Origin of the sequence: Flaviaestuariibacter flavus, from assembly GCF_004337505.1 — a bacterium.
In the GTDB taxonomy this organism is placed as follows: Bacteria; Bacteroidota; Bacteroidia; order Chitinophagales; family Chitinophagaceae; genus Flavisolibacter; species Flavisolibacter flavus.
This window is the reverse complement of sequence record NZ_SJZI01000008.1, coordinates 195,819-219,895: the sequence shown is the minus strand read 5'-3', so window position 1 is coordinate 219,895 and position 24,077 is coordinate 195,819. Positions and strand designations below refer to the sequence as shown.

Annotated in this window: 20 protein-coding genes; 11 read left to right on the top strand and 9 right to left on the bottom strand. The window is 59.1% G+C overall.

Going from position 1 to position 24,077, the window contains the following annotated elements; all coding sequences use genetic code 11:
- Positions 1-23: 23 nt before the first annotated feature.
- Positions 24-4,316 (top strand): DNA-directed RNA polymerase subunit beta', encoded by a 4,293-nt coding sequence (rpoC, locus tag EPD60_RS05275; protein ID WP_131447585.1) that lies wholly within the window; start codon positions 24-26, stop codon positions 4,314-4,316.
- Between the two features lie 164 nt (positions 4,317-4,480).
- Here the strand turns inward: rpoC and EPD60_RS05270 are convergent, their stop codons facing one another.
- Positions 4,481-4,741 carry a GlsB/YeaQ/YmgE family stress response membrane protein gene (locus EPD60_RS05270; RefSeq protein WP_131447583.1) on the bottom strand — a complete coding sequence of 87 codons (261 nt, stop codon included), beginning with the start codon at positions 4,739-4,741 and terminating at the stop codon, positions 4,481-4,483.
- Positions 4,742-4,860: 119 nt separating this feature from the next.
- Here EPD60_RS05270 and EPD60_RS05265 point away from each other — a divergent pair, with 119 nt between their 5' ends.
- The 4 genes from EPD60_RS05265 to EPD60_RS05250 all read left to right on the top strand — a co-directional run bounded on the left by EPD60_RS05265 (position 4,861) and on the right by EPD60_RS05250 (position 8,835).
- Positions 4,861-5,466 carry an OmpH/Skp family outer membrane protein gene (locus EPD60_RS05265; RefSeq protein WP_131447581.1) on the top strand — a complete coding sequence of 202 codons (606 nt, stop codon included), beginning with the start codon at positions 4,861-4,863 and terminating at the stop codon, positions 5,464-5,466.
- 74 nt (positions 5,467-5,540) lie between these two features.
- A complete protein-coding gene (locus EPD60_RS05260) occupies positions 5,541-6,983 on the top strand; it encodes an APC family permease (protein ID WP_131447579.1) in 1,443 nt (480 codons plus the stop codon).
- A 96-nt stretch (positions 6,984-7,079) separates the two neighbouring features.
- Entirely contained in the window at positions 7,080-8,024 is a 945-nt protein-coding gene (locus EPD60_RS05255; RefSeq protein ID WP_131447577.1) for an isoaspartyl peptidase/L-asparaginase family protein, read from the top strand.
- 136 nt (positions 8,025-8,160) lie between these two features.
- A complete protein-coding gene (locus tag EPD60_RS05250) occupies positions 8,161-8,835 on the top strand; it encodes a 2-C-methyl-D-erythritol 4-phosphate cytidylyltransferase (protein ID WP_131447575.1) in 675 nt (224 codons plus the stop codon).
- Positions 8,836-8,923: 88 nt separating this feature from the next.
- Here EPD60_RS05250 and EPD60_RS05245 read toward each other — a convergent pair whose 3' ends face one another.
- Entirely contained in the window at positions 8,924-10,150 is a 1,227-nt protein-coding gene (locus EPD60_RS05245; protein WP_131447573.1) for an acetyltransferase domain-containing protein, read from the bottom strand.
- 27 nt (positions 10,151-10,177) lie between these two features.
- Entirely contained in the window at positions 10,178-10,642 is a 465-nt protein-coding gene (locus EPD60_RS05240; RefSeq protein WP_131447571.1) for a hypothetical protein, read from the bottom strand.
- Positions 10,643-10,762: 120 nt separating this feature from the next.
- Here EPD60_RS05240 and EPD60_RS05235 point away from each other — a divergent pair, with 120 nt between their 5' ends.
- On the top strand, positions 10,763-11,512 hold the full coding sequence (locus EPD60_RS05235) for a hypothetical protein (protein WP_131447569.1): 750 nt from the start codon (positions 10,763-10,765) through the stop codon (positions 11,510-11,512).
- Between the two features lie 26 nt (positions 11,513-11,538).
- Here the strand turns inward: EPD60_RS05235 and EPD60_RS05230 are convergent, their stop codons facing one another.
- The 4 genes from EPD60_RS05230 to EPD60_RS05215 all read right to left on the bottom strand — a co-directional run bounded on the left by EPD60_RS05230 (position 11,539) and on the right by EPD60_RS05215 (position 14,248).
- Positions 11,539-12,213 (bottom strand): DUF2490 domain-containing protein, encoded by a 675-nt coding sequence (locus tag EPD60_RS05230; protein ID WP_131447567.1) that lies wholly within the window; start codon positions 12,211-12,213, stop codon positions 11,539-11,541.
- 23 nt (positions 12,214-12,236) lie between these two features.
- Positions 12,237-13,076 carry a tetratricopeptide repeat protein gene (locus EPD60_RS05225; RefSeq protein WP_131447565.1) on the bottom strand — a complete coding sequence of 280 codons (840 nt, stop codon included), beginning with the start codon at positions 13,074-13,076 and terminating at the stop codon, positions 12,237-12,239.
- 81 nt (positions 13,077-13,157) lie between these two features.
- A complete protein-coding gene (locus tag EPD60_RS05220; RefSeq protein WP_131447563.1) occupies positions 13,158-13,763 on the bottom strand; it encodes a hypothetical protein in 606 nt (201 codons plus the stop codon).
- A 98-nt stretch (positions 13,764-13,861) separates the two neighbouring features.
- Positions 13,862-14,248, bottom strand: coding sequence for a carboxypeptidase-like regulatory domain-containing protein (locus tag EPD60_RS05215; RefSeq protein WP_165871417.1), 387 nt, complete (start codon positions 14,246-14,248; stop codon positions 13,862-13,864).
- Between the two features lie 171 nt (positions 14,249-14,419).
- Here EPD60_RS05215 and EPD60_RS05210 point away from each other — a divergent pair, with 171 nt between their 5' ends.
- Positions 14,420-15,139 carry a hypothetical protein gene (locus tag EPD60_RS05210; RefSeq protein WP_131447559.1) on the top strand — a complete coding sequence of 240 codons (720 nt, stop codon included), beginning with the start codon at positions 14,420-14,422 and terminating at the stop codon, positions 15,137-15,139.
- 74 nt (positions 15,140-15,213) lie between these two features.
- Here the strand turns inward: EPD60_RS05210 and EPD60_RS05205 are convergent, their stop codons facing one another.
- Complete coding sequence (locus EPD60_RS05205) at positions 15,214-17,709, bottom strand: transglycosylase domain-containing protein (RefSeq protein ID WP_131447557.1); 2,496 nt, start codon at positions 17,707-17,709, stop codon at positions 15,214-15,216.
- Positions 17,710-18,030: 321 nt separating this feature from the next.
- A complete protein-coding gene (gene porW, locus EPD60_RS05200; RefSeq protein ID WP_131447555.1) occupies positions 18,031-20,979 on the bottom strand; it encodes a type IX secretion system periplasmic lipoprotein PorW/SprE in 2,949 nt (982 codons plus the stop codon).
- Between the two features lie 187 nt (positions 20,980-21,166).
- Here porW and EPD60_RS05195 point away from each other — a divergent pair, with 187 nt between their 5' ends.
- From EPD60_RS05195 to EPD60_RS05180, 4 genes are read left to right on the top strand one after another with little or no spacing between them, the layout of a single operon-like run.
- Positions 21,167-21,562 (top strand): hypothetical protein, encoded by a 396-nt coding sequence (locus EPD60_RS05195; protein WP_131447553.1) that lies wholly within the window; start codon positions 21,167-21,169, stop codon positions 21,560-21,562.
- A 16-nt stretch (positions 21,563-21,578) separates the two neighbouring features.
- Positions 21,579-23,417 (top strand): outer membrane protein assembly factor BamB family protein, encoded by a 1,839-nt coding sequence (locus EPD60_RS05190; protein WP_131447550.1) that lies wholly within the window; start codon positions 21,579-21,581, stop codon positions 23,415-23,417.
- Between the two features lie 56 nt (positions 23,418-23,473).
- Positions 23,474-23,878: a bactofilin family protein gene (locus tag EPD60_RS05185; RefSeq protein ID WP_131447548.1), complete on the top strand. Its 405-nt coding sequence runs from the start codon at positions 23,474-23,476 to the stop codon at positions 23,876-23,878.
- Positions 23,850-24,077: an AtpZ/AtpI family protein gene (locus tag EPD60_RS05180; protein WP_131447546.1), complete on the top strand. Its 228-nt coding sequence runs from the start codon at positions 23,850-23,852 to the stop codon at positions 24,075-24,077. The genes EPD60_RS05185 and EPD60_RS05180 overlap by 29 nt, the downstream gene beginning before the upstream one ends.

The window sequence follows — 24,077 nt, the reverse complement described above, 5'->3', positions numbered from 1 at the left end:
TCAAACATCAAGAAATCTTCTTTATGGCTTTTAATAAAAAAGACAATCGTCCGAGACCGCAATTCTCCAAGATTACGATCGGACTGGCCTCTCCCGACAGCATCCTCGAGAAGAGCTTCGGTGAGGTGCTCAAGCCGGAGACCATCAACTACCGCACGTACAAGCCCGAGCGCGACGGCCTGTTCTGCGAGCGGATCTTCGGCCCCGTAAAGGATTACGAATGCGCCTGCGGCAAGTACAAGCGTATCCGTTATAAAGGCATCGTGTGCGACCGCTGCGGTGTGGAAGTAACCGAGAAGAAGGTGCGTCGCGAGCGCATGGGCCACATCAAGCTCGTGGTGCCCGTAGTGCACATCTGGTACTTCAAGTCGCTGCCGAACAAGATCGGCTACCTGCTCGGTATGAGCTCCAAGAAGCTCGAGAGCATCATCTACTATGAGCGCTTCGTGGTGATCCAGAGCGGCCTCCGCGCCGAGAAGGGTCAGAACTACGGCGACCTGCTCACGGAAGAGGAGTACCTCGACATCCTGGACGCCCTGCCGAAGGACAACCAGTACCTCCCCGACGAGGACCCCAACAAGTTCATCGCCAAGATGGGTGCCGAGGCCGTGCACGACCTGCTCAGCCGCATCGATCTCGACCAGCTCTCCTTCGACCTGCGCAACGCCGCTGCCACCGAAACCTCGCAGCAGCGTAAGGCCGACGCCCTCAAGCGCCTGTCGGTAGTAGAAAGCTTCCGCGATGCACAAACCCGCATTTCCAACCGTCCCGAGTGGATGGTGATGCAATACATTCCCGTGATCCCGCCGGAACTGCGCCCGCTCGTTCCCCTGGATGGCGGCCGTTTCGCGTCTTCCGACCTGAACGACCTCTATCGCCGCGTGATCATCCGCAACAACCGTCTCAAGCGCCTGCTGGAGATCAAGGCCCCCGAGGTGATCCTGCGTAACGAAAAGCGTATGCTGCAGGAAGCCGTCGACTCCCTGTTCGACAACAGCCGTAAGAGCAATGCGGTGAAGGCCGAAGGCGGCCGCGCGCTGAAGTCGCTCTCCGACGTGCTGAAAGGCAAGCAGGGCCGCTTCCGCCAGAACCTTCTCGGTAAGCGTGTCGACTACTCCGGCCGTTCGGTAATCGTAGTAGGCCCCGAGCTGAAGATCCACGAGTGCGGTCTGCCGAAAGACATGGCCGCCGAGCTGTTCAAGCCGTTCATCATCCGCAAGCTCATTGAGCGCGGTATCGTGAAGACGGTAAAGAGCGCCCGCAAGCTCGTTGACAAGAAGGAAGCCGTGATCTGGGATATCCTGGAAAACATCCTGAAAGGTCACCCGGTGATGCTCAACCGCGCCCCGACGCTGCACCGCCTCTCCATCCAGGCCTTCCAGCCCAAGCTGGTAGAAGGCAAGGCCATCCAGCTGCACCCGCTCGTAACGACGGCCTTCAACGCCGACTTCGACGGTGACCAGATGGCCGTGCACGTGCCCCTCAGCAACGCCGCCGTGCTCGAAGCTCAGCTCCTGATGCTGGCCGCACACAACATCCTCAACCCCCAGAACGGTACGCCGATCACCCTGCCTTCACAGGACATGGTACTCGGTCTGTATTATATTTCGAAAGGCAAGAAATCCACTGAAACCGAGAAGGTGCGTGGCGAAGGCAAGGCCTTCTACAGCGCCGAAGAGGTGATCATCGCCTACAACGAAGGCGTGGTGGACCTGCATGCCCACATCAAGGTGCGCACCAACGTGCGTATCGATGGCCAGCTGCAGTACAAGCTGATCGAAACCACCGTGGGCCGCGTGATCTTCAACCAGCACGTGCCCAAGGAAGTAGGCTTCGTAAACGCCCTGCTGACGAAGAAGAACCTCCGCGAGATCATCGGCGACATCATCCGCATCACGAATGTGCCGAAGACCGCCAAGTTCCTCGACGATATCAAGCAGCTCGGTTTCCGCACCGCCTTCCAGGGTGGTCTCTCGTTCTCGATCAACGACCTCATCATCCCGGACATCAAGCAGGAGCTGGTGGACAACGCGAAGGTGGAAGTTGACGAGGTGTGGGAGAACTACAATATGGGTCTCATCACCAACAACGAACGCTACAACCAGACGGTAGACATCTGGTCGCGCGTGGATACCCGCATCACCGAAACGCTGATCCGCGAGCTCGCTGCCGACAAGCAAGGCTTCAACTCCGTGTTCATGATGCTTGACTCCGGCGCCCGTGGATCGAAGCAGCAGATCAAGCAGCTTGCCGGTATCCGGGGACTGATGGCCAAGCCGCGTAAGAGCGGTTCCACCGGTTCGGAGATCATCGAAAACCCGATCCTTTCCAACTTCAAGGGCGGCCTGAACGTACTGGACTACTTCATCTCCACCCACGGTGCCCGTAAGGGTCTGGCGGATACGGCCCTTAAGACGGCCGACGCCGGTTACCTCACCCGCCGTCTGGTAGACGTTGCCCAGGACGTGGTTGTTACGGAAGAAGACTGCGGCACCCTCCGTGGTATCGCCACTTCGGCCCTGAAAGACAACGAAGACGTTATCGAGCCGCTGGCCGACCGTATTGAAGGTCGTACCTCGCTTCACAACGTATATGACCCGATCTCTGACGAGCTGCTCGTAGAAGCGGGTTCCGAGATCACCGCCGACATCGCCGAGAAGATCGAGGAGCGCGGCATCGAAACGGTGGAAATCCGCTCGGTGCTCACCTGCGAAGCCAAGCGCGGTACCTGCGTGAAGTGCTACGGCCGCAACCTGGCAACAGGCGCGGTGGCCCAGCGCGGCGACGCCGTCGGTATCATCGCCGCCCAGTCGATCGGTGAACCGGGTACGCAGCTGACCCTCCGTACCTTCCACGTGGGTGGTGTGGCCGGCTCGGCTTCGGTAGAATCGACCCTGCAGGCCAAGTTCGACGGTACCATCCAGTTCGACGGCGTGCGCTCGGTAACCACTACCAATAATGAAGGTGAAAAAGTCCAGGTCGTTATTGGCCGTACGGGTGAAGTGCGGATCGTGGACGAGAAGAACGACCGCCTGCTGATCACCAACAACGTTCCTTATGGCGCGACCCTCAATGTGAAGGACGGCCAGAAGATCAAGAAGGGCGACGTGATCTGCACGTGGGACCCCTTCAACAACGTGATCATCGCCGAGATCAACGGTTCCATCAAGTTTGAAAATATCATCGAGGGTGTTACCTACCGCGAAGAGGCCGACGAACAGACCGGTCACCGCGAGAAGGTGGTAATCGAAACCCGCGACAAGACCAAGATCCCGTCCATCCTCGTTGGTGGCAAGGAGATCAAGTCGTACAACCTCCCCACGGGCTCGCACATCGTTGTGGAGAACGAGGAGGAAGTAAAAGCCGGCCAGGTGATCGTGAAGATCCCGCGCGTGCTCGGCAAGCTTCGCGACATCACCGGTGGTCTGCCGCGTGTAACGGAACTCTTCGAAGCCCGTAACCCGAGCAACCCCGCCATCGTATCCGAGATCGACGGTGTGGTGACCATGGGTGCCGTGAAGCGTGGTAACCGCGAGATCATCATTGAAGCAAAAGATGGTGTGACCCGCAAGTACCTCGTTCCCCTGACCCGCCAGATCCTGGCGCAGGACGGTGACTTCGTGAAAGCCGGCTCGGCCATGTCCGACGGCCAGATCGCACCGCAGGACATCCTCAACATCCAGGGTCCCTTCGCCGTACAGCAGTACGTGGTGAACGAGATCCAGGAAGTGTACCGACTCCAGGGTGTAAAGATCAACGACAAGCACATCGAGGTGATCGTTCGCCAGATGATGCGCAAGGTGTCGATCGTAGACCCGGGCGATACCAAGTTCCTCGAGGAAGACCTCGTAGACAAGTTCGAGTTCCTGGAAGAGAACGACTATATCTTCGACAAGAAGGTGGTGACCGAGTCTGGCGCTTCTACCAAGATGCGCGCCGGCCAGATCGTTAGCCTCCGCGAGCTGCGCGAAGAGAACTCCACGCTCCGCCGCAACGACATGCAGCTGGTAGAATACCGCGACGCCAAGCCGGCCACCTCGGCCCCGACGCTGCTCGGTATCACCAAGGCATCGCTGGGTGTAACGAGCTGGATCTCCGCCGCATCGTTCCAGGAAACGACCAAGGTGCTTTCTTCGGCAGCCATCCAGGGCAAGACCGACGACATGCTCGGCCTGAAGGAGAACGTGATCACCGGTCACCTCATCCCGGCCGGTACCGGTCTGCGCGACTTCGAGAACATGATCGTAGGCTCGAAGGAAGAGTACGAACTCCTCCAGACGACCCGCGAGGCGATGTCTTTCGACGAAGAAGAGTAAGGAATATTGAATATCGATCAAGGAATATCGAAATAAGAAGTAAGGCCGCTCCTTCCGGAGCGGCCTTTTTATGTTTGGATTATTGCCGGTTGCGGCGTAATGACCAAAGGCCCGCACGGCGGGCCTTTGGTTTATTTCCGTTATTTACGCGTTTTTCTGCGATCCTAATCCCGGCGTCTTCCGGACACAGCGCCCCAGATAATGAGCGCCAGGAAGGCGCCGCCGGTTGCCACCAGGATGCTGTAGAGGTTAAACCCGTTGACCGTGCCCCAGCCCAGCATCGTGGCGATCCAGCCACCGAGAATAGCACCCACGATACCGATGATCATCGTTACGATACAGCCTTGCGGATCTCGTCCGGGCTTGAGCGCCTTGGCGATGGCGCCGGCCACAAGGCCGAGGAGGATCCATGATAGAATGCCCATAGCTATTGATTTTCGCTACGAAAAGCAAAGTCCGTACCCGCTGTTAATCGTTTGAAAAAGTTGACGCAAACCCCTGCCACTCCGGCTTTTGCCCTTTAATTTGCACAAAAATTCCCTTCATGAAGAATGGCCTGCTTGTCCTGAATCTCGTTCTGCTGGTTGCCGTCGGTGTCCTTTTCTGGCTGCATTTCTCCAAACCTGCCGCCGTTGCCGCCGCTAACCTGCCGCAGGCGCGTACAGAAGGCGGAACCGCAGGTCAGTGCCGCATTGCTTATTTTGAAATGGACTCGATCGAGAACGCCTTTTCGATGGTTAAGGATGTGAAGTCGGAGCTCGACCGCAAGGAAGGCCAGATGCGCAACGAGCTCGGCCGCATGGAGAAGGAATACCGCAACAAGGCCCAGCAGTACCAGGCCCAGGCGGTCAACATGAACCAGACCCAGTCGGAGCTTGCCCAGCGCGATATGCTGCAGACCCAGCAGGTGATGCAGTCACGCGAGCAGCAGCTCAAGCAGGAATACCAGGACTTGCAGATGCGGAAGCTCCAGGATGTGCGCAGCAAGATCGAGGCCTTCCTGAAAGAATACAACCGCAACGGTGCCTACAGCTATATCGTTTCCTATGAGCCCGGCCTCATCTTCTTCAAAGATTCCGCTTACAATATCACCGGCGACCTCATCAAAGGACTGAACGCGGAATACAAGACCGCTGCCACAAAAAAATAACTGACTTCATTGCAAGCCAAAGAGCCCCGACTGCTGTCGGGGCTTTTTCTTTATCTTGACGCCAAATCATCGCTATGGCCGAATTGCTTGTAGAAAAACCGGAAGCCACCATCGAAGACACCTCTTTTAAGCGCTCGCTGGGCCTGCTCGACGCCACCATGATCGTGGCAGGATCGATGATCGGCTCAGGTATTTTTATCGTCAGCGCCGACATTACCCGCAACGTGGGCAGCGCGGGCTGGCTCATCGCCGTGTGGCTCATCACCGGCTTTATGACGCTCACCGCGGCACTGAGCTATGGCGAGCTCAGCGGCATGTTCCCCAAGGCAGGCGGCCAGTACGTTTACCTGAAAGAGGCCTACAACCCCCTGATCGGATTCCTGTATGGCTGGAGCTTTTTCGCGGTGATACAAACCGCCACCATCGCTGCCGTAGGCGTCGCATTCGCGAAGTTTACCGCTTACCTGGTGCCGGCCTTCAGCGAAGACAATATCGTACTCAACCTGGGCTTCCGTACCATATCGGCTGCGCAGCTGCTCTCCATTGTGGTAATCGTATTGCTCACGTGGATCAACAGCCGCGGAGTGAAGAACGGGAAACTGATACAAACGACCTTCACCCTCACGAAGCTGCTGAGCCTTTTCGGGCTGATCGCCTTCGGACTCATCCTCGCCAAGGGTGATGTATGGAAGGCCAACTGGAGCGATGCCTGGAACCTGCATCACCTGAATGCCGACGGTTCGGTGGCGCCCTATGTAACGGCCGCCGCCATGGGCGCTATTGCCTCCGCCATGGTCGGGTCGATCTTTTCGTCGGACGCCTGGAACAACGTGACCTTTATCGCTGGCGAGATCAAGAACCCCGGCCGCAATATCGGGCTCAGCCTCTTTCTCGGAACCCTGATCGTGACCGTGATATATGTCACTGCCAACGTGATGTATACGGCCGTGCTCCCGCTCCAGGAGATCGCGTCGGTGGAGAAAGACCGCGTGGCCGTGGCGGCCTCCAACGCCATATTCGGAAATATCGGCACCGTAGTGATCGCGCTGATGATCATGATCTCGACATTCGGATGTAACAACGGCCTCATTCTCGCCGGTGCTCGTGTGTACTACACCATGGCGCAGGATGGCCTCTTCTTCCGCCAGGCGGGTACGCTCAACCGGAACGCCGTTCCGGGTCTTGCTCTTTGGGTGCAATGCATTGCCGCTTCGCTGTGGAGCCTCAGCGGCTCGTACGGGCAGCTGCTCGATATGATCTCGTTCGTGGTGGTTGTGTTTTACATGCTGACCATCGTCGGCATCTTCATCCTCCGCCGTACACGCCCCGACCTGCCGCGCCCCTACAAGGCCTTTGGCTACCCGGTGATGCCGATCCTGTATATCCTGATGGGACTGGCATTTTGCACCCTGCTGATCATTTACAAACCCGAATTCACCTGGCCCGGATTGATCATCGTGCTGGCGGGAATCCCGATCTATTACCTGGCTTTGTCGCGTAGAAGGAGTCGCCGGTAAGCGAAGTTGTTGCTGAAATTGACATTGCATTAGCGATCCGGCTCGTGTTTGGCCCGGAATCGGATACCATTTTGCAGGATAATATCATTTGAACAGATGCCTTTATTTACGATTGCAATACACGGCGGCGCGGGTACCATCCTGCGTGCGGATATGACGCCGGAGCTGGAAACAGAATACACCCAGGGACTTGGCGCGGCGCTTTCCGCCGGCTATGCGGTGCTCGAAAAGGGGGGGAACGCTACCGACGCCGTTGTGGCCGCGTCGGTGGTACTTGAAGACCACGTGCTCTTTAACGCCGGCCGCGGCTCGGTCTTTACCCGCGAAGGCCGTCACGAAATGGATGCCGCGGTGATGGAAGGACTCGGCCGTGGCGCTGGTGCCATTACCGGTGTGCGCAACCTGCGCAACCCCGTCCTGCTGGCGCAGCGCGTGATGACCGAAACGCAGCACGTATTCCTGAGCGGCGAAGGCGCCATGGAGTTTGCCCGCGAGCAGGGGATGGATTTCGAAGCCGACGAGTACTTCTTCTCGCAAACGCGGTGGGAGCAGTGGCAGAGTGTGCGGCATACCGACCGCGTGCTCATCGATCATACCAATGAATACAAGGAAGAGTATCCCGATAAAAAGTTCGGCACCATCGGCGCCGTCGCCTGCGATGCACAGGGTAATATCGCGGCGGCCACGTCGACAGGTGGTATGACCAACAAGCAGTGGGGGCGCATAGGCGACAGCCCCATCATTGGCGCGGGCACCTGGGCCGACAACCACACCTGCGCCATCTCCTGCACGGGGCATGGCGAGCTGTTCATCAAAGCGGTGGCCGCCTACGATGTAGCCTGCCTCATGGAATATAAGGGGATGAGCCTGCAGCAAGCGATGGATACCGTTGTCAACGACAAGCTGGTGAAGATTGGCGGCGAGGGCGGCATGATCGGGGTGGACGCACAGGGCAACCATGCGCTCCTGTTCAACTCCGACGGCATGTACCGCGGCGTCTGGAACAGCGCCGGGCTGCGGGAGATTGGTATCTATAAATAATGCGGTAATGTGATAATGCGGTAATGCGGTAAACCTGTATGCCAAAGGCTTCAGGCGGCTTTATTACCACATTCTCACATTACCGCATTACCGCATTCCCCCGCTATCTTTGCCCTCCTTTCAACCTTCCCCTCTCATGAACAAATTCGCGATCATCGTGGCCGGCGGCACCGGTACCCGCATGGGCAGCAGCACCCCGAAGCAGTTTTTGCTGCTTGGCGACAAGCCCGTGCTTTACCATACCATCAAAACCTTCCTGGAAGCTTACGACGACCTGCAGATCATCCTGGTGTTGCCGGAAGACTATACCGATATGGGCCGCGAGATCATCGATGCCTATTTCGATTACAAGCGCATCCGCGTCACCGCCGGTGGTGAAACGCGCTTTCACTCGGTGCAGCGAGGCCTGCAGCTGGTGGATGCCGACGGCATCGTGTTCGTGCACGACGGCGTGCGCTGCCTGCTCAGCAAAGAGCTGATTCACCGCTGCCACGACAAGGCCCTGGAGAACGGCAGCGCCATTCCCGTAGTGCCCTCGCGCGACTCGGTGCGCCTGCTGTCGGGAGCCGAGAACGAAGCCCTCGAGCGCAGCCGCGTGGTGCTGGTGCAAACCCCCCAGACCTTTCACAGCCGCATCCTCCAGCCCGCCTTTGCCATCGACTACAAAGAACGCTTTACCGACGAGGCCACCGTGGTGGAAGCCTATGGCCTCAAGATCGAGCTCGTGGAAGGCGAGGAAGACAATATCAAGATCACGCGCCCGGCAGACCTGGTGGTTGCCGGGGAGATCCTGCGTAGTCGTGAATCGTGAATCCGCGATACGCGGTAAAACAACGTCCCGCCGAAAGCGGGACGTTGTTTTGTCATAAGGCGTCGGCCCTGCATAATTGCGACCAATCTTATAGATATGAAAGCCACCATTGCTTATGTGTCTTCTTGTAATTGCTGAACCAGCGGCATAGCGGATAAAGTGCAGCTACGGTGCCCAGCCAGGCTACGTAGGTCAGCGTCAATGAAAGGCCTTCGCCGGGCGCGGTAAAGCGGAAGGGGCCTGCCGTGGGGTGCATGCCTTCGTAGACGCTATGCCCGCGACCCAGGAACAGCACAGCCGCCAGCAGGTGCAGCACATAGAAATGCAGCACGAAATAGAAAAACGGTACGCTGCCATAAACGGAAATGATATCCGCAACGCGGCCCTTTGCTTTACTGAAAAAGGCAAGGAACAGCAGTGCGGGCCCGATGGTGATACAAAGGAACAGGAGGGAAGGCGGGTACTTCGTTACGTTGATGAAAGAAAGCACGGTGCGCCCCGCATTAGCCTGCGTCATCCAGGGGCTTGGGTCGCCATAGGCGTTCGTCCATCGCACCACTATAAACAAAGCAATTGCTGCTAATCCGAGCCAGAGCAGCCGGCTGCGTCGCACCTCGTCGGGTTGCGTCACCAAGCGGCCAAAACAGTAGCCGAGCAGCATCACACCGGTCCACGGCAGGAATGGATAGACACTGAAAATGAGGTGGTCTTTGCTGAGCGGTATCGGCACCTGGCGGTGCATAATGCTATACCAGAGCGGCAGGTCGGTGCGACCTTTTTCATAGAAGTCGAGCGCATTGTGCCCGAACACAATGATCAGCCCGATGGCCAGTAGGACGCGGAAGGGAAGGTGCACGGCAAGCCCGAGCAGCACCATGCTGATGCCGATGGCCCAGATCGTTTGCAAAAAGATGATGGACAGTCCCGGGTCGAAGGTGAGCCCGAAGTTGACGAAGGTGAGCTCCGCCAGGATGAGCCACAGCCCCCGTTTTACGAGGAAAGAAGACAGCACGCCCCGCGACTTGCGCTGTGCCTGCAGCCAGGCCGAGGTGCCGGCGAGGAACACGAAAACCGGCGCGCAGAAATGGGTGACGAAGCGCGTCAGGAAGAGCGCCGGCGTTGTCGTCTGCAGGTTGAGCGGGTCTTCTGTGAGCGCGCCGCGGTGCAGCAGGTCGCGGGCATGGTCGAGGGCCATCACGATCATCACGAGCCCGCGCAGCAGGTCGATGGAGCGGATGCGGGACGCGGGAGCGGGCACCGGCACAGTTCCGGGGATGGATACAGGCGGTCTTGAATCAATACGGGCAACAGGCATTGCAAAAACGTTGACGGGTTATAAATGTCAGGCAGTGGCTTCGGAGGAGCCTTCTTCCTCTTCTTTTGGCGGGAGTATGGCCTCCGGTAAGTACCACAGCGGCCGGGTAAGCGGCGCGGGCGCATCGGGCGTTCGGCGAACCGGCAGGAGGGGGCCAATGGGCGCCGAAGCCAGCGGAGGCAAAGGCGGAACGTCGCGTACCGTTTCCATGCCGATCATTCCCATGGTCGCCTCCAGCACCGATACTGAAACCAGCGGATCGTATTTTAATATAGAGCACCTGGTCGTCCCGGCAGACGGAAAGTAAATGGACATGTTCAGGTCGAGGCTGGCAAAGACCGGGGTGCCCATGGCAACGCCGCTATCGCTTATTTCCGGCAACACCGAATCGCCAGCGAGGGTGCGCACACTGTCTGCACGGGCCGGCAGCATCGCATCCCAGCTTTCGCCGCAGGGCGCATCAATCCGTACCAGTGAAGCTTTTGCGGGCATAGGCGGCAGGTTTGTTTAAATATACGACAGACAAACCGTTGTACCCACGGCCTTGGATAAGCGGCGCAACCGCCGGTATCGTGTTTCTTCTTTATTTATCTTTCGCGTGAAACCGTCACCATGCAACCCAAACTGCTCCTTTTCGCAGGCCTCCTGCCGCTCCTCTGTTTCTCCTGCACAAAGAATGATACGGAAGTGCCGGCACCCGGGCCGGCACGCAACACCACGCTCTCCGGCAATTACTCAACGGGATCCGATATACGCATGAGCGCACCTGCGCTGATCACGGCGTCCGGTATAACTACGGACACGGCGCTCATCGGCGCCTTCCTGCGCCGGCAGTGGTCGGCCGATCCCTACGCCGCGCCGGTGATGACAGCCTTCCAGCTTACCGGCACGCCGCAGATGACGACACCGGCGAACGCTGCTTTTAACTTCGGTACAAACGATACCGTGCGCTATAGCTATGCCGGCGGGACGCTGCGCATGCTGACCATCCGGCGCAGCGCTTCCGAAATGCTGCTGGAAACGATCGATTCGTTTACCACCACGCTCGGTGCGGGACGTACCTGGGAGCTGGGGCAACTGATCGACCGTTATCCCGACTCTGCGGGCCTTTATATCCAGGGGGCCTCGGGGCCGGGGGTACGCCTCGGAAAGCGCCGCTTCTTACTTCAGCTCGAAAACGGCCAGCCGCTTCTTCCGCAGGCCATTGCTTATTATGGTCACTATACCCCGAATGTTTATGTCGGCAGTTCCTGGAAGGTCAATATCGGCCAGGACTTTATCCCCTATGCACAGATTCGCAGCCAGCTTATTCCCAACGACACGGTGGTGGTGCAGCTGAAGCAGATGAAGCTGGTGCAATAGGTTCGATTCCTTTCTGGGTCCTTCGCTTACCGCGCTTTAAAAAGCGGCAGGTTGTTGAACAGCGCGATCTGCGCCTGCGCGCGGCTGCGTGTTTCCTGGATCTGGTTCATCATCCCGATCTCCAGGCGGATGTCTTGTGAAAACTGGTAACCGAGTGCGCCGTAGATGCGGTCGCGGTCGAACAGCGGCGCGCGCGCGTTGACGAAGATCTCGTTGTAAGCAGACAGGTAGAAAGCGCCCTTCGTCATCTCGGGCTTGTTGATCGGCAGGTTGAGCGACAGGAAATAGCGGAAGCGAACGCGCGCGTCCTGGTCACCAATAAAGCGTTCCTCGATGCGGTACCGGTGCTGCAGGTAAAAGCGGCCCGTACGCTGGCGGGTGATAAACTGCTGGAAGATCCGGTGCTCGTTGACTTCGCTCTTCTTGCCCGAGGCATCATAGGGCTCGCTGTGAATATAGCCGTAGCCGAGCAGCAGGTTGTTGTTGTTCTCACTCAGGTCGTAGCCGATGCCGGTGCGGAGGAGCAGCTGCTCCAGGTCGCCGCCGAAATTGTAGTTGCGGTACTGCACCTCGTTGTGCCAGTTCCAGCGCTTGGAGATCTTATTGCTGCCGAAATACTGGAACCAGTTGCCGGTGCGGTTCTTTTGGGCGCCGGCGGTAGCTGCCGACAGCAGCAGAAAAATGGTCAGGATGCGTTTCATATGGGCAGCAAAGGTAAAGGCTGCTACCGCGCTTTCAGCTGCTTCATGAACTCGCTTTCCCGTATGTTTTCCGTGCGGTTTCCCTGGGAGCCGAAAGATAGCACACCGGTTACCTCGATCTTCTGATTAAGGAAGGCAACCCAGGTGCGTTCGTAGCTTCTCCCGTTGATTTTCTCGCTGCCGGTCTGCAGCCTGCCGGCAGCTTCGTAAAGCTCGCCCGAAAGCTGGGCCAGGTCGTACCTGCTGCGCAGGAGTGGCAGGAGGAGGCGTAGCACTGCTGCGTTCGATGCAAGGCCTTCGTCGAACACGTGCGGCAGCAGCACCGATATGGCGCGGGCCGTGTCGCCCAGGCCGCAATAGGCCCGCGCATACATGGTGGCGAGGTAGTAATCGAAGGCCTTGTATTCATTCCCGCAGAAATGCTGGTAGGGATATTCTACGTCGAACTTGCGGATGTATTCGAGGGCAAGGCCGTAATCGGATTCCTTCAGCGCGATCGTCGCCAGCATCTCGCAGGAATTATGCTTGTACTGTGCATAGGGCTCCCCCATGATGCCTTCTCCGCGGCCGCCGCGATCAAATTCATCGAGATCGAAAAACAGCAGGCGCCGGAAGCATTCCTTTGCCGAATCGGGCAGGTTGCGCCGGTAATAGGTGACACCGAGATTATAGAGGGCATGACCGAAAAGCGCGTCGTTGCCGGTACGCCGCGCCACGGTGCGGTATAGCTTTGTGGCTGCAACGAAATTGCTGTCGTTGAATTGACGGTCCGCCTCTTCCTGCATACGTTCCCACTTCCCTTGCGCGCGCGCCGGCACCAGGGAAAAGAGTGCGAGCGCTGCGGTAATAAAACGCCGGTACATAACGTGCTTTCAGGGATAGACCGATCTGCCGGTCAGCCTGCTGCATGTACCGACGCTTCTCTTATCTTTTTGAGGCTCTTGTCAATAGCCTGCGCGCACCGTCTTGCCGGCCTCGAGGCTGATGGCCGCACGGTGCAGCAGCAGCCGGTGGTTGTCTTTGTCCATCGACACTTCCACCCAGCCGTTGAAGCGCCCGTTGCCACGCTCCACCTGCACGGGCAGGTACTGGCGGCGCACGTTGCGCCAGAGGCCTTCCCACCAGGTGTCGGTGTTGCCGATGCGTTGCTCCGCCAGTACTGTTTCGCTGATCTGCCACCAGTTGAAGCCGGGGTGCGACAGGGTGATGCTGTCGTACTGCCGCAGCACCGGCGACTCGTCCTGGTCATTGAGCAACAGGTTGCGCCCGATGCCGGAGGTAGCGTTGTACTGCACCTTGTCGATGGCGAGCTGCGGGTCGCCGACGCGCTGTACGTAGAAAACGAAATCGTAGGAGCCGTTGCCGTCGATGTCGAGCCCCTTGCTGCGCTGCGCCGTCACGGCGAAGTCGTTGAGATCGGTGTAGCGCATCTGCGGGTGATTGGTGATGGGAGCGGGAGCCGGTACGGGCGTGGGCGCCGGAGGCGTGTCCGACTTTTTGCAGGCTGCAAATAAAAGAAGGCCAGGGAGGAGGAAGAAGGTGTTTTTCATTTCTTTCTTTTCCTGCCCTGACCCCGGAAGACGCTCCCGCGTTGCATGGTGGTATGAACTTGCGGATGAAGCCGCGGATTGTTCTGATGAATTGTCGTTCAGCTCGTTTTCCGCACCGGCTTGCGGCCGAAGGGGATCACGCGGGCGCTCTCGGCTTCGCGCAGCGTGAACTGCAGGTCGGGCTGCGGGGCGCCGCCCACCACTTCTTCAAGTGTTGCGTAGCCGCGTGCCGACACCCGCAGGCAGAGCGGGCCGTTGCAGAGGCGCAGCGGCACGTGCAACAGGAAGTGCCCGGCCGCATTGGTGGCGCTTTCGTAGCGGGTTCCTTTGAGGGTTACCGAGGCGAAGGCGATGGGCTCGCCGGCGGCGCTCAGCACGCTGCCGCCGAAAAGCACTTCGGGTTCCGAAAAGGTGAAGGTGGCCAGCAGCCATTGCCGCAGGCGGGCAAAGCGGGCGGTCCATAATGTCGTTTGCAAAACAGCCATGTCCGATGTTGGTTTGAGGTGAAAAAGGGGAAGTTTCATGGTTAGCGCTTTGATAATAAGACCGGATCAGCATCCAAATCGCTGCATGCCGGCACCGGAATTTCACGGGCGGCCATTGCGGTTTTGCGGCATCTCAACCACGCGGTCTATCTTGGAGCAAATAAACCAGCTATGAGCTCCCTGCTTGTGCCGGCCCTTGCGTTCGCTGCCGCTGCCTCCGCTTTGATTGCCTGCAAAAAGAGTACAGCTGCTGATGACGCCGCCGCCTTGTTTTGCGGCACCTACACCGCCGCGCCTTCGGTTGCGGTAGAACCGGCGCGGATGTACATAAGCAGTAGCGTCATTACCGATACGGCGCTCATCGGGGCTTTCGTGCGCCGGATCCCGGTTCCCGGCCCGCCGGCTGTGCCGGCCTTTCAGCTGGTGGGAAGCACCGGGGCTTTTCCTTATCCCGACCGGCCGCGCATCGCCTTTTCGGGTAGCGGCGGCACCCTGGAGCTGGTCGCCGGATCCTTCCTGTCTTTCGACCTGCTTTCGCAAAGTGCCACCGGAGCGCTGCTCGTCCGCCGCGATAGTGTCACCAGCATTTCCAGCACCGGAACTTCCTGCCCGGCGCTCGCCCGGGGCGCCCTGCGCAAATATTCCGATTCCCTTTGCGGCCCCGACCGTCCCGGCCTGATGGCCTGCCGCTTCCGCGCGGTAGTGCCCCTGGAAATTGATCGTGGCGTCCTTTACCTGCCCCTCGTATCGGTCGCCGCGCGCAACGGGGACGGTTGCGTTGGCACCTACAGTAATGTCTTTAATTATTTGGAGCCGGCTATGCTCCCGCAGCTCGGTGCCAACGATACACTCGTGGTGCAGCGCAAGCGCGCGGGTTTGGTGCGGCAGTAGCAATCCGATGATTCAAATTTCATAAATCTGGTAACAAGAAAGAGAAAGCCTCCATCCGGAGGCTTTCTCTTTTATCAGTAATCATTTCCCGATTTATCCTTGTTCTTCTTCCCGCCAAACAGCTTGCGGAAGAAGCCTTTCTTTTCGGGCTCCTGCGGGGTGCTGGCTTCACCGATGCGCGGTGCCGCGCTGGTGTCCTTTTTATTAGGCTTCGAAGGTTTCACGGGTGCGCCGTCTTCTACCGGTGCCTGCGACTCGGGCGGGATGTTGGAGCCCGCCGTATCGAGCTGGAAGTCCTTGGCCGAGCCGGTGCCCATGTCTTCGCCTTCGGCGTTGGGAATGGTGTCGGTGATGATATCGCTCACGTCGCCGGAGATGGCGGCATTGTCCATGTCGGCGGGGCGGGCGAAGGTGGCTGCCCGGTCGATGCCGAGGGAGCGGTCGTTGTATACTTTCGAGAAGAAGGTCTGCCAGATGGGACGCGCCGCGGTGCCGCCATAGCCCTGCGCGCTTTCGATGCGGATAAAGCGGTCGTCGCAGCCTACCCACACACCGGCCACCAGCTGCGGCGTATAGCCCATGAACCAGGCGTCGGCGTTGTCGTTGGTGGTGCCGGTCTTGCCGCCCATTTCGGTGGCGCCCAGTGCCTGCATGAGGCCGGCGGCGGTGCCCTTGGTTACGGGGCCTTCCATAAGGCGAGTCATATTATAGGCTGTCACCTCGGAGATCGCTTCCTTACGGTCGGCACTCATGTCGACGCGCTTGATGACGTTGCCGTTGCGGTCTTCGATGCGGGTGATCAGCTTGGGACGCGTGCTGTAGCCGCGGCCCGGGAAGATGGTATAGCCCCACATCATTTCGAAGAGCGACAGGTCGCAGGAGCCGAGGGCGATGGAGGGGAAGGGCTCCACCTTGGTGGGAATGTTGATGCGCTGGAGGAAGTTGGCAAACTGGTCGGGGCCCACCTGCTTCATGATGTAGGCCGTGGCGCAGTTCTTCGACCAGGCGAGGGCCGAGGCCATCGTCATGGTGCGGCCCGAGCAGCTCTTGCTGGTGGCGGGAACCTTCTGGTCTTTGCCGAAGGTCTGCTGCACGTCTTCCACCATTGTTTCGGCAGTGAAGCCGCGCTCTTCCATCGCCTGTGCATACAGGAACGGCTTGATGGACGAACCTACCTGGCGCTTCGTGCCGATATCGGCGTGATCGTATTTATACGTTTTGAAATCAATGCCACCAACATAGGCTTTCACCTCGCCTGAAATGGGATCCATCACCATGAATGCCGTCTGCATCATCTGGCGGTGGTACTTCACCGAGTCGAGCGGGCTCATAACGGTGTCGCGGCTGCGCTTTTCGTTCCAGGCGAAGATCTTCATGGGCACCTTCACACGGAAGGCGGCGCGGATCTCCTCGTCGGTGGCGCCTTCTTCTTTCATGGCCTTCCAGCGGTCGGTGGCTTTCATGGCCGCCACCAGCACGTTCTCATGGCCTTCCCAGACGGAGCCGGTCTTTACGTTCCGCTGCGCGTTGAGCGAGCGCTGCAGCATCGGCATCTGTGCGGCGATGGCTTCTTCGGCATAGCTCTGCATGCGGGTGTTGATGGTGGTGTACACACGGAGGCCGTCGTCGTAAATATTGTAGGGATCGCCCTCGGCATTGGTGAGGCCTTTCAGCGCTTCCTTGATCTCGTCTTTCAGTGCCTCGCGGAAGTAGGGCGCGTAACCCGCGTTCTCATCGAGCTTCTGGTATTGCAGGGCGATGGGCGTTGCCTTGTAGCGCGCCGCTTCGGCAGGAGCGAGGTACTCTGCTTTTTCCATCTGGTTGAGCACGACGTTTTTCCGCTTGAAGGCGGCCACCATGTGGGTACGCGGGTTGTAGATGGAGTTGCCTTTCAGCATACCTACCAGTACGGCCGATTCATTGGGATCGAGGCGGTCGGGCTCTTTCGAGAAGAAGGTGCGCGCCGCGTTGCGGATGCCGTATACGTTGTCGCCATAAGGTACCGCGTTGAGATAGAGCGCGAGGATCTCTTCCTTGGTGAAGTTGCGCTCGAGGCGTACGGCGATGATGTATTCCTTCAGCTTTTCAATGGAGCGCGCCATGAAGTTCTTGCTGCCCTGCCCAAGCAGCGCTTTGGCGAGCTGCTGGGTGATGGTGGAGCCGCCACCATCGGCGCCGAGCGTTACAAAGGCCTTGGCGGTGCGCTTCCAGTCGATACCCGAGTGGTTGTAAAAGCGAACGTCTTCGGTAGCCACAAGCGCATGGATCACGTGGGGCGAGATGTCGCGGTAGTCAACGTTGCTGCGGTTGCCGCGCTCACGGTAATACTTGCCCATAAGGGTGCCATCGGCGGAATATACTTCCGAAGACTGCAGCAGGCTTGGGTTTTCGAGTTGCTTCAGCGAGGGCATTTTTCCGAAAACGCCGGTAAGCGCCAGGATCACAATGAGCAGGAGCACGCCGAAGCCGCCCAGGAACAGGCGCCAGAAAATGCGCACGCTGCGCTTTGTTTGCGGGGCTCCTTTGGGCTGCTGCTTCCCGGCCGGCGGAGGGGTATTTGCCTTATTCATAGATGGTCTTATGGATGAGCAAACATTGTACCTAATGTTGCTGGTCAAAGCTAAACTAAAAAGGGGCACGCAGAAACCGCGGAAGCCGGAAACACCTTCTTATTCGCAGAGCGAAAAAGAAGGTGTCATTGCGAGCGCAGCGAAGCAAACTCCGCATTTACGCAGGGTGCTTCGCAACCGCAAGATTTTCGACCTGAACGCATCTCGGTCCATGACCTGTCTTTAGGTCACGGAGTTTGCTTCGCTTCGCTCGCAATGACGGCCAGAGGCCGTCGCGCAAGCGACGCTTCCGGCGTTAATCTGTCCTGCGAACTAAACGAATCATAGCTTCACCGGCAGCGTCTTATCCAGGAAGTCGCGGTAAGCATCGATGCTCTTCGCGTTCTTCACCGCATTGAGGTTGCCGTTGGAGATGATGCTGTAGGAGTAGCTGCCCGCCTTGAGCCAGGGCACGATCTGTGATGCCGCGATGGGTTTTACTGTCAGCACATAGTTGGCGGCGTCGGTGGCATTGGCGAAGGGCCCGATGAGCAGCAGCTTGGTGGCATCGTTTACCGGCTCGATGCGGCTGTCGAAGTTGCGTCCCTGGCTGCTGTTGTAGCGGCTGAAGGCATTACGGGCTTCGTTACCGTAAACGATGTCGACATTGCTCAGCACCACCACGGCCCAGTGTGCCGAATCGGGGCTGAAGCGGAAGGGGCTGTTGGGTGCCGGCGGTACGAGCACCGGTTTGCGCAGCGCAGCGGTATCGATGCCCGAAGGCTTTTTGGGAAGCGTCTTCACCACGGCGATGGTGTCTTTGCGCGGCGCCACGATCGTTTGCTGCTGCACGTCCTTGGCAACGGGCATCGGCTCCACGTACAGCGTGTCTTCTTTCGGGCGCTCCACCTGCAGGTTGCGCAGCTCCTCTTCGATCTGCTTGCGGCGACCAAGCACGCGCACCATCGTCTGGGCTTTGTCGGCGATTACCGTTTTCGGGTTTTGCGCAATGAGGGTGCTGAGGGTGCGCAGTGCGAGGCTATCCTGCTGTTGTTTGATCTGGGCCACTGCCTGGATGTACAGCAGTTGCGGGTTCCAGGTGTTGGTGCGGTACTGGCTGTCGGCACGCTGCTTCGCGGCTTCGGCTTCCGCAAAGCGGCCCGAGAGGTACATATCGTAGATCTCTTCGTATGCCTGCGTGGTGGCCGCCAGCTGCTGCCTGCCCGAGTTCGGGTCCAGTCCGGTAGTGGCGATTGCGGTATAGCGGCCTTTGGGAAACTGCTGCTGCAGGAGGCGCTTCATTTCTTCGGCCTTCGCGGTATTACCGGTGCGTGTGTAGCCATGGTAAAGACCGAAGAGTACCTGCTCGAGGCTGTCGGGCTGGGGGTAGCGACGGCGCAGGGCTTCCAGTGTTTCTACGGAAGCGGCATAGTCGTTCATATCGCCTGCGTAGAGCTGCGCAAGGCCGCGGAGTGCATACTGTATGCTGTCGTTGGAGCGCTTCATCGCGTCGGGTGTCAGCGGAATGTCTTCCACCAATGCTTCATAGGAGAGCGGATCTTCGGCTTTGGCGGCGGAGCCTGCCTTGGCGGTATTGCGGGTAGCTTCGGGCTGGCGTGAGCGGAGCTGCGCCGCCACGTCGGTGGCGCGGCGCCAGTTGTCTACGTTGGGCCGGTCGCCCCAGATGGCGCGGAAGTTGGCAAGGCCGGTCTTCCGCGCGTTGTCATTGTAGAAATACCATTCACCCTTTGTTGCGGGGCCGGCGCCAAACATATCGGGTGCCGGTGCCGCGGCGCGGGAGGCCTGCGCGTTGGCTTCGTCCTTGAGGCCCTTGGCGCGGCGCAGCTGGCGCACGATCTTGCGGATAAAGTCTTTGCGCTCGTCGTCACTCATGGCGGCGATGCGCTGCAGGCTGTCCTGGCGGTCGACGGTGCCGGCGAAATAAACGAGGCGGGTGAGCACGGGGCGGCGCTCCAGCACCCGGAGCGAGTCGGGCGCATCAAGGCCTTCGAGCTTCACACTGTCGTAGAAAAAGGCAGCCTGCCGGTACTGCCGGCTGTCGTAGGTGCGGTCGGCGAGGGCGAGGTAGGCATCGTTGTTGGCGGTGGCATTGTCGGCCTTGTACCTGCCCGATTTTTTCAGGTACTCCTGTGCCGCAACAAAGTTGCCCCGCTCCAGCTCCATCTGTGCGAGCATCGAGTAGATGACGTCGCGGTACTCGGCGTATTTGTCTTTGCGGGCCATCTTCACCAGGGTGGCCACGTTGCGGTCGATATAGTTATCACCGCCCTCCTTGTTGATGCGGATCAGGTTGAGGCGTGCATAAACGTCCATCACCGGGTCGGTGGTGTGATCGATCGATTTATTATACCAGGACTTGGCCTCCTCGGTATGGCCGGTGCGCTCGAACAGCTGCGCGGCCAGGAATTCCCAGCGGGCGCGCTCCTGCCTGGTGCCGGCGGCGTTGAGTGCATTAACGAGGTGGTAGGCAGAAGAGTCCCATACCTGCTGCATGTAATACCAGTGCGCCTGCACTTCTTCGAGTTCGGGCTTCAGGCGTGCCGGGAAGGCGGGGTCGTTGCGCAGCGCGCTGATAAGTGAGCCCGACTCCACGTAGGCGCCCTGGCGGATGAGCGTGCGTACCTGCCATACGAGGGCATCGTTGCGGGAGGGCGGCTCGTTGAAGGCGCGGCGGGGGAGCGTTTCCTTCTTTTCGGGAGAAGAGATCTGGTTGGGATTGTTGCGGTCCAGGCTGGAGCCGATGTAGCGGTAGTAGCCGTCTTTTTCCTTGTCGGCAAAGGCCCAGTTGATGAACTGGAACATATTGTAGGCCGAATCGAATTTCTTTTCGAAGTAGTAGGCGGCGCCCCAAAGCAGGTAAAGGTTGTCTACCCAGTCGTTGCGCAGGTCGTGGAGCACGATGCCCGTCTTCGACTTGATGATGACGGAGTCGAGCACGGCGGCCTGGCCGGCGGTGGCATCAAGGGTATAATTGTAAAAGGGGAGGAGGCGGGTGTAATTGTCTTTGTGCTGGCTTTTGGCGGCCTCCATCACTTCATTCAGCTTCGCGTTGGCGTTGAAGAAGTAGTTGTAATGCGTCACCATGTTCTGCATGAGCCGCTTCGGTGTGTTGATCCGTTTGTCGGGTGTCTTTTCCGATTTGAGGGTGCGGTTGTCGAAAGGCTCCGGCTTTTTGATGTCAAGATTGAATCCGAGCTGGGCACGGGCGGGCAGGGCAAAAAAGCTGCCCAGCACCAGCAGGAGCTGGAGTAAACGTATTTGACGGTTCATGAACGGCACAACTAGTTGGATGGGTAACGCAATAACGGGCAAAATAGTATAAATAGGGAGATAATTAATAATCCCGGTGGGGCGAAGTATTTTTGGACGATCTGGAATCTATGCATCTGGAATCTGAAGGTATCATTTACCGGATTGCATACAAGCCAACAGATTCCCGATATTCAGATTCCAGATTATGTCAAAAATTGATCCCGGCTCAACCCTGAAGCGCCTGCAGAACCGTTACCGGCTGGTGGTAATGAATGAAGACACCTACGAGGAGGTGGTTACTTTCCGCCTGTCGCGGCGAAGCGTATACGTGCTGCTCAGCTCCGTGTTCGTGCTGCTGGTGATGCTCACGGTGGCTCTCATCGTTTTTACTCCATTGAAATATTACATCCCGGGCTACGGCTCCACGCAGGGCGGGCATGCTTACCGCCAGCTCAAATACAAGACTGACTCGCTCGAAAAAGCCGTCCGCATCCAGGGGCAGCAGCTCGAAAACCTCCGCATGGTGATCCAGGGCGGCGAGCCGCTCAAGCTCGATACGCAGTCCCTCAACCTGCCGGCGCCCGACCAGTCGACCGACTAACCGCGAATCCTCCGTCATGAACCGTCTTACCCTCCTTTTCCTGTTGCTGCTGGCGGCCGCCGGGGCTGCCGGCCAGGCACCCGCCTTTCGCTTCGCCTTTATCTCGGATACGCATATCGGCTCACCCAGCGGGCTTGCCGAGGAAGACCTGCGCCGCACCGTGGTCGACATCAACCGCCGCAGCGACGTCGCCTTCGTGGTGCTTACGGGCGACATCACCGAACTCGGCACGAACCGCCAGCTGGCCCTTGCAAAGCAGATCCTCGACTCGCTCCGCGTACCCTGGTACATCATCCCGGGCAACCACGATACCGGCTGGAGTGAAAGCGGCGGACTTGGCTTCGCATCAGTCTTCGGCACCGACCGCTTTCATTTCATACACAACGGAATTCACTTCCTTGGCTGCGCCTCCGGCCCCTACGTGCGCATGAGCGACGGGCACGTGCCCCGTGGCCATGTCAACTGGCTGCAATCGGAACTCAAAAAGATCGGCGCCGCGGAGCCCGTGGTTTTTCTCAATCATTACCCGCTCGACGAGGGCCTCGACAACTGGTATGAAGTGGTAGACCTGCTGAAGCGGAAGAATACCGTGCTTGCCCTTTGCGGCCACGGACACAGCAACCGCCCGGTAAAGGCCGAAGACATTCCGGCCGTGATGGGCCGCTCCAACCTGCGCGCCAAAGAAGCGGAGGGCGGCTACAACCTGGTGGATGTGCGCGACTCCTTCGTGTTTACCGAACGAAGGCCCCTCTCCGGCGCCGAGCGCCGGTGGACGGCCACTGCTTTTCAGAAGCAGCATTACGGTGCGGCCTACCCGCGCCCTTCCTTTGCCGTCAACGACAGCTTTGCCTCTGTGCACGAGTTGTGGCGGCGTGCCGCGCCTGCCAACGTGATTTCAACACCTGCCTATGCCAACGGGCTCGTATTTGCCGGCAACCAGGATGGCACGCTCGAAACCTTCGACCTGAAAACCGGCAGGCCCTCGTGGCGCTTTCAGACCGGTGGCCCCATTTTCTCCTCGCCGGCAACGGCAGGAGGGCGGGTGGTATTCGGCTCCGCTGATGGCAACGTTTATTGCCTCACGAATAAAGGCAGTCTGGCCTGGAAGTTAAAGGCCGACGCGGCCGTGCTCGGCAGCCCGCTGATCAGCGGCGACACCGTGTATATCGGGGCGAGCGACCACCGCTTCCGCGCCATCGACCTGCGGAACGGGCGCCTGCTCTGGAGCTTCGACAGCCTGCAGGGGCCCGTTACCAGCACGCCCGTGCGCGCCGGCAACTACCTGCTCTTCGGCGCCTGGGACCGCTACCTCTATGCCTGGAACCTGGCAAAGGGCGAGCTGGCCTGGAAGTGGAGCAACGGCTCGCCGGTGATCAACTATTCGCCGGCGGCCTGCATCCCCGTAGTGTCGGGCGGAACCGTGTTTGTGGTGGCGCCCGACCGCTACCTGAGCGCCATCGACCTGGAGACGGGTGCTACGCTTTGGCGGATCAACGAAAGCACCGTGCGCGAAAGCATCGGTATTTCGCCCGACGGGAAAACGATCTATGGAAAAACGATGCAGGATACGGTGGTGGCCTTTGCCGCCGCGCGCGAAAAGACGCCGGCACGCTGGAAGCTGAATGCCGGCTTCGGCTACGAACATGCGCCCTCGATGCTGGTGGCGGCCGACGGCCTCGTCTACTTCGGTACCCGCAACGGCGTCGTTTATGCCATTGACCCGGAATCCCGGGCGGTGCGCTGGGCACACAAGATCGACAACTCGATGGTGAATACGGTGCGCCCGCTTGGCAACGGCGCCGTGCTTGCCAGTACGATGGATGGGAAGATCGTGCTGCTGAAAGCGGGTCGCTAGCAAATTGCCGGATTTTCCTACCTTAACGGTCTTAATTCCAATCAAACCTCCGTCCTATGTTCAACCGCGACAAGCAATCTTCCGATGCGCCTTCCAACAAGGCGACCCTCATCTCCGCCGGCACCGAGGTGCGCGGCGACGTTCAGTCCGACCATGACCTCCGCATCGACGGCGCCGTTTACGGCCATGTGCGCAGCTCCGCCCGCATCGTGGTAGGGCCCAACGGCGTGGTAGAGGGCGATATTGAAAGCCAGCAGGCCGATATCACCGGCCGCGTGGTGGGCGACATCCGGGTGCGCGACCTGCTGCAGCTGCGCGGCGACTGCGTGGTGGAAGGAAATCTTAGCGCCGGTAAGCTGCAGATCGAGCCGACGGCCACATTCAACGGCCAGTGCCAGATGGGCGCCGGCACCATCGTTCAACTCAAAGCACATGAATCCCAGCGAGCAGCCGAAGTCTAGGAGCAATACATCGGAACTGATGCGCTACGCCGGTCTCGGCGCGCAGATCTTCGTCACCATCGGGCTGGCCGTGTTTGCGGGCTTCAAGCTCGACAAATGGCTGCGGATCTCCCTACCTTTGCTGGTGTGGCTGCTCCCGCTGCTGGCGGTGAGCGCCCTCATTTACAAACTGGTGAAGGATACCTCCAAAAGAAAATAA

Bases quoted from the DNA above. Each gene is read 5' to 3' on its own strand.
- rpoC (WP_131447585.1), top strand. From the start codon at position 24: ATGGCTTTTAATAAAAAAGACAATCGTCCGAGACCGCAATTCTCCAAG.
- EPD60_RS05270 (WP_131447583.1), bottom strand. From the start codon at position 4,741: ATGGGCATTCTATCATGGATCCTCCTCGGCCTTGTGGCCGGCGCCATC.
- EPD60_RS05265 (WP_131447581.1), top strand. From the start codon at position 4,861: ATGAAGAATGGCCTGCTTGTCCTGAATCTCGTTCTGCTGGTTGCCGTC.
- EPD60_RS05260 (WP_131447579.1), top strand. From the start codon at position 5,541: ATGGCCGAATTGCTTGTAGAAAAACCGGAAGCCACCATCGAAGACACC.
- EPD60_RS05255 (WP_131447577.1), top strand. From the start codon at position 7,080: ATGCCTTTATTTACGATTGCAATACACGGCGGCGCGGGTACCATCCTG.
- EPD60_RS05250 (WP_131447575.1), top strand. From the start codon at position 8,161: ATGAACAAATTCGCGATCATCGTGGCCGGCGGCACCGGTACCCGCATG.
- EPD60_RS05245 (WP_131447573.1), bottom strand. From the start codon at position 10,150: ATGCCTGTTGCCCGTATTGATTCAAGACCGCCTGTATCCATCCCCGGA.
- EPD60_RS05240 (WP_131447571.1), bottom strand. From the start codon at position 10,642: ATGCCCGCAAAAGCTTCACTGGTACGGATTGATGCGCCCTGCGGCGAA.
- EPD60_RS05235 (WP_131447569.1), top strand. From the start codon at position 10,763: ATGCAACCCAAACTGCTCCTTTTCGCAGGCCTCCTGCCGCTCCTCTGT.
- EPD60_RS05230 (WP_131447567.1), bottom strand. From the start codon at position 12,213: ATGAAACGCATCCTGACCATTTTTCTGCTGCTGTCGGCAGCTACCGCC.
- EPD60_RS05225 (WP_131447565.1), bottom strand. From the start codon at position 13,076: ATGTACCGGCGTTTTATTACCGCAGCGCTCGCACTCTTTTCCCTGGTG.
- EPD60_RS05220 (WP_131447563.1), bottom strand. From the start codon at position 13,763: ATGAAAAACACCTTCTTCCTCCTCCCTGGCCTTCTTTTATTTGCAGCC.
- EPD60_RS05215 (WP_165871417.1), bottom strand. From the start codon at position 14,248: ATGGCTGTTTTGCAAACGACATTATGGACCGCCCGCTTTGCCCGCCTG.
- EPD60_RS05210 (WP_131447559.1), top strand. From the start codon at position 14,420: ATGAGCTCCCTGCTTGTGCCGGCCCTTGCGTTCGCTGCCGCTGCCTCC.
- EPD60_RS05205 (WP_131447557.1), bottom strand. From the start codon at position 17,709: ATGAATAAGGCAAATACCCCTCCGCCGGCCGGGAAGCAGCAGCCCAAA.
- porW (WP_131447555.1), bottom strand. From the start codon at position 20,979: ATGAACCGTCAAATACGTTTACTCCAGCTCCTGCTGGTGCTGGGCAGC.
- EPD60_RS05195 (WP_131447553.1), top strand. From the start codon at position 21,167: ATGTCAAAAATTGATCCCGGCTCAACCCTGAAGCGCCTGCAGAACCGT.
- EPD60_RS05190 (WP_131447550.1), top strand. From the start codon at position 21,579: ATGAACCGTCTTACCCTCCTTTTCCTGTTGCTGCTGGCGGCCGCCGGG.
- EPD60_RS05185 (WP_131447548.1), top strand. From the start codon at position 23,474: ATGTTCAACCGCGACAAGCAATCTTCCGATGCGCCTTCCAACAAGGCG.
- EPD60_RS05180 (WP_131447546.1), top strand. From the start codon at position 23,850: ATGAATCCCAGCGAGCAGCCGAAGTCTAGGAGCAATACATCGGAACTG.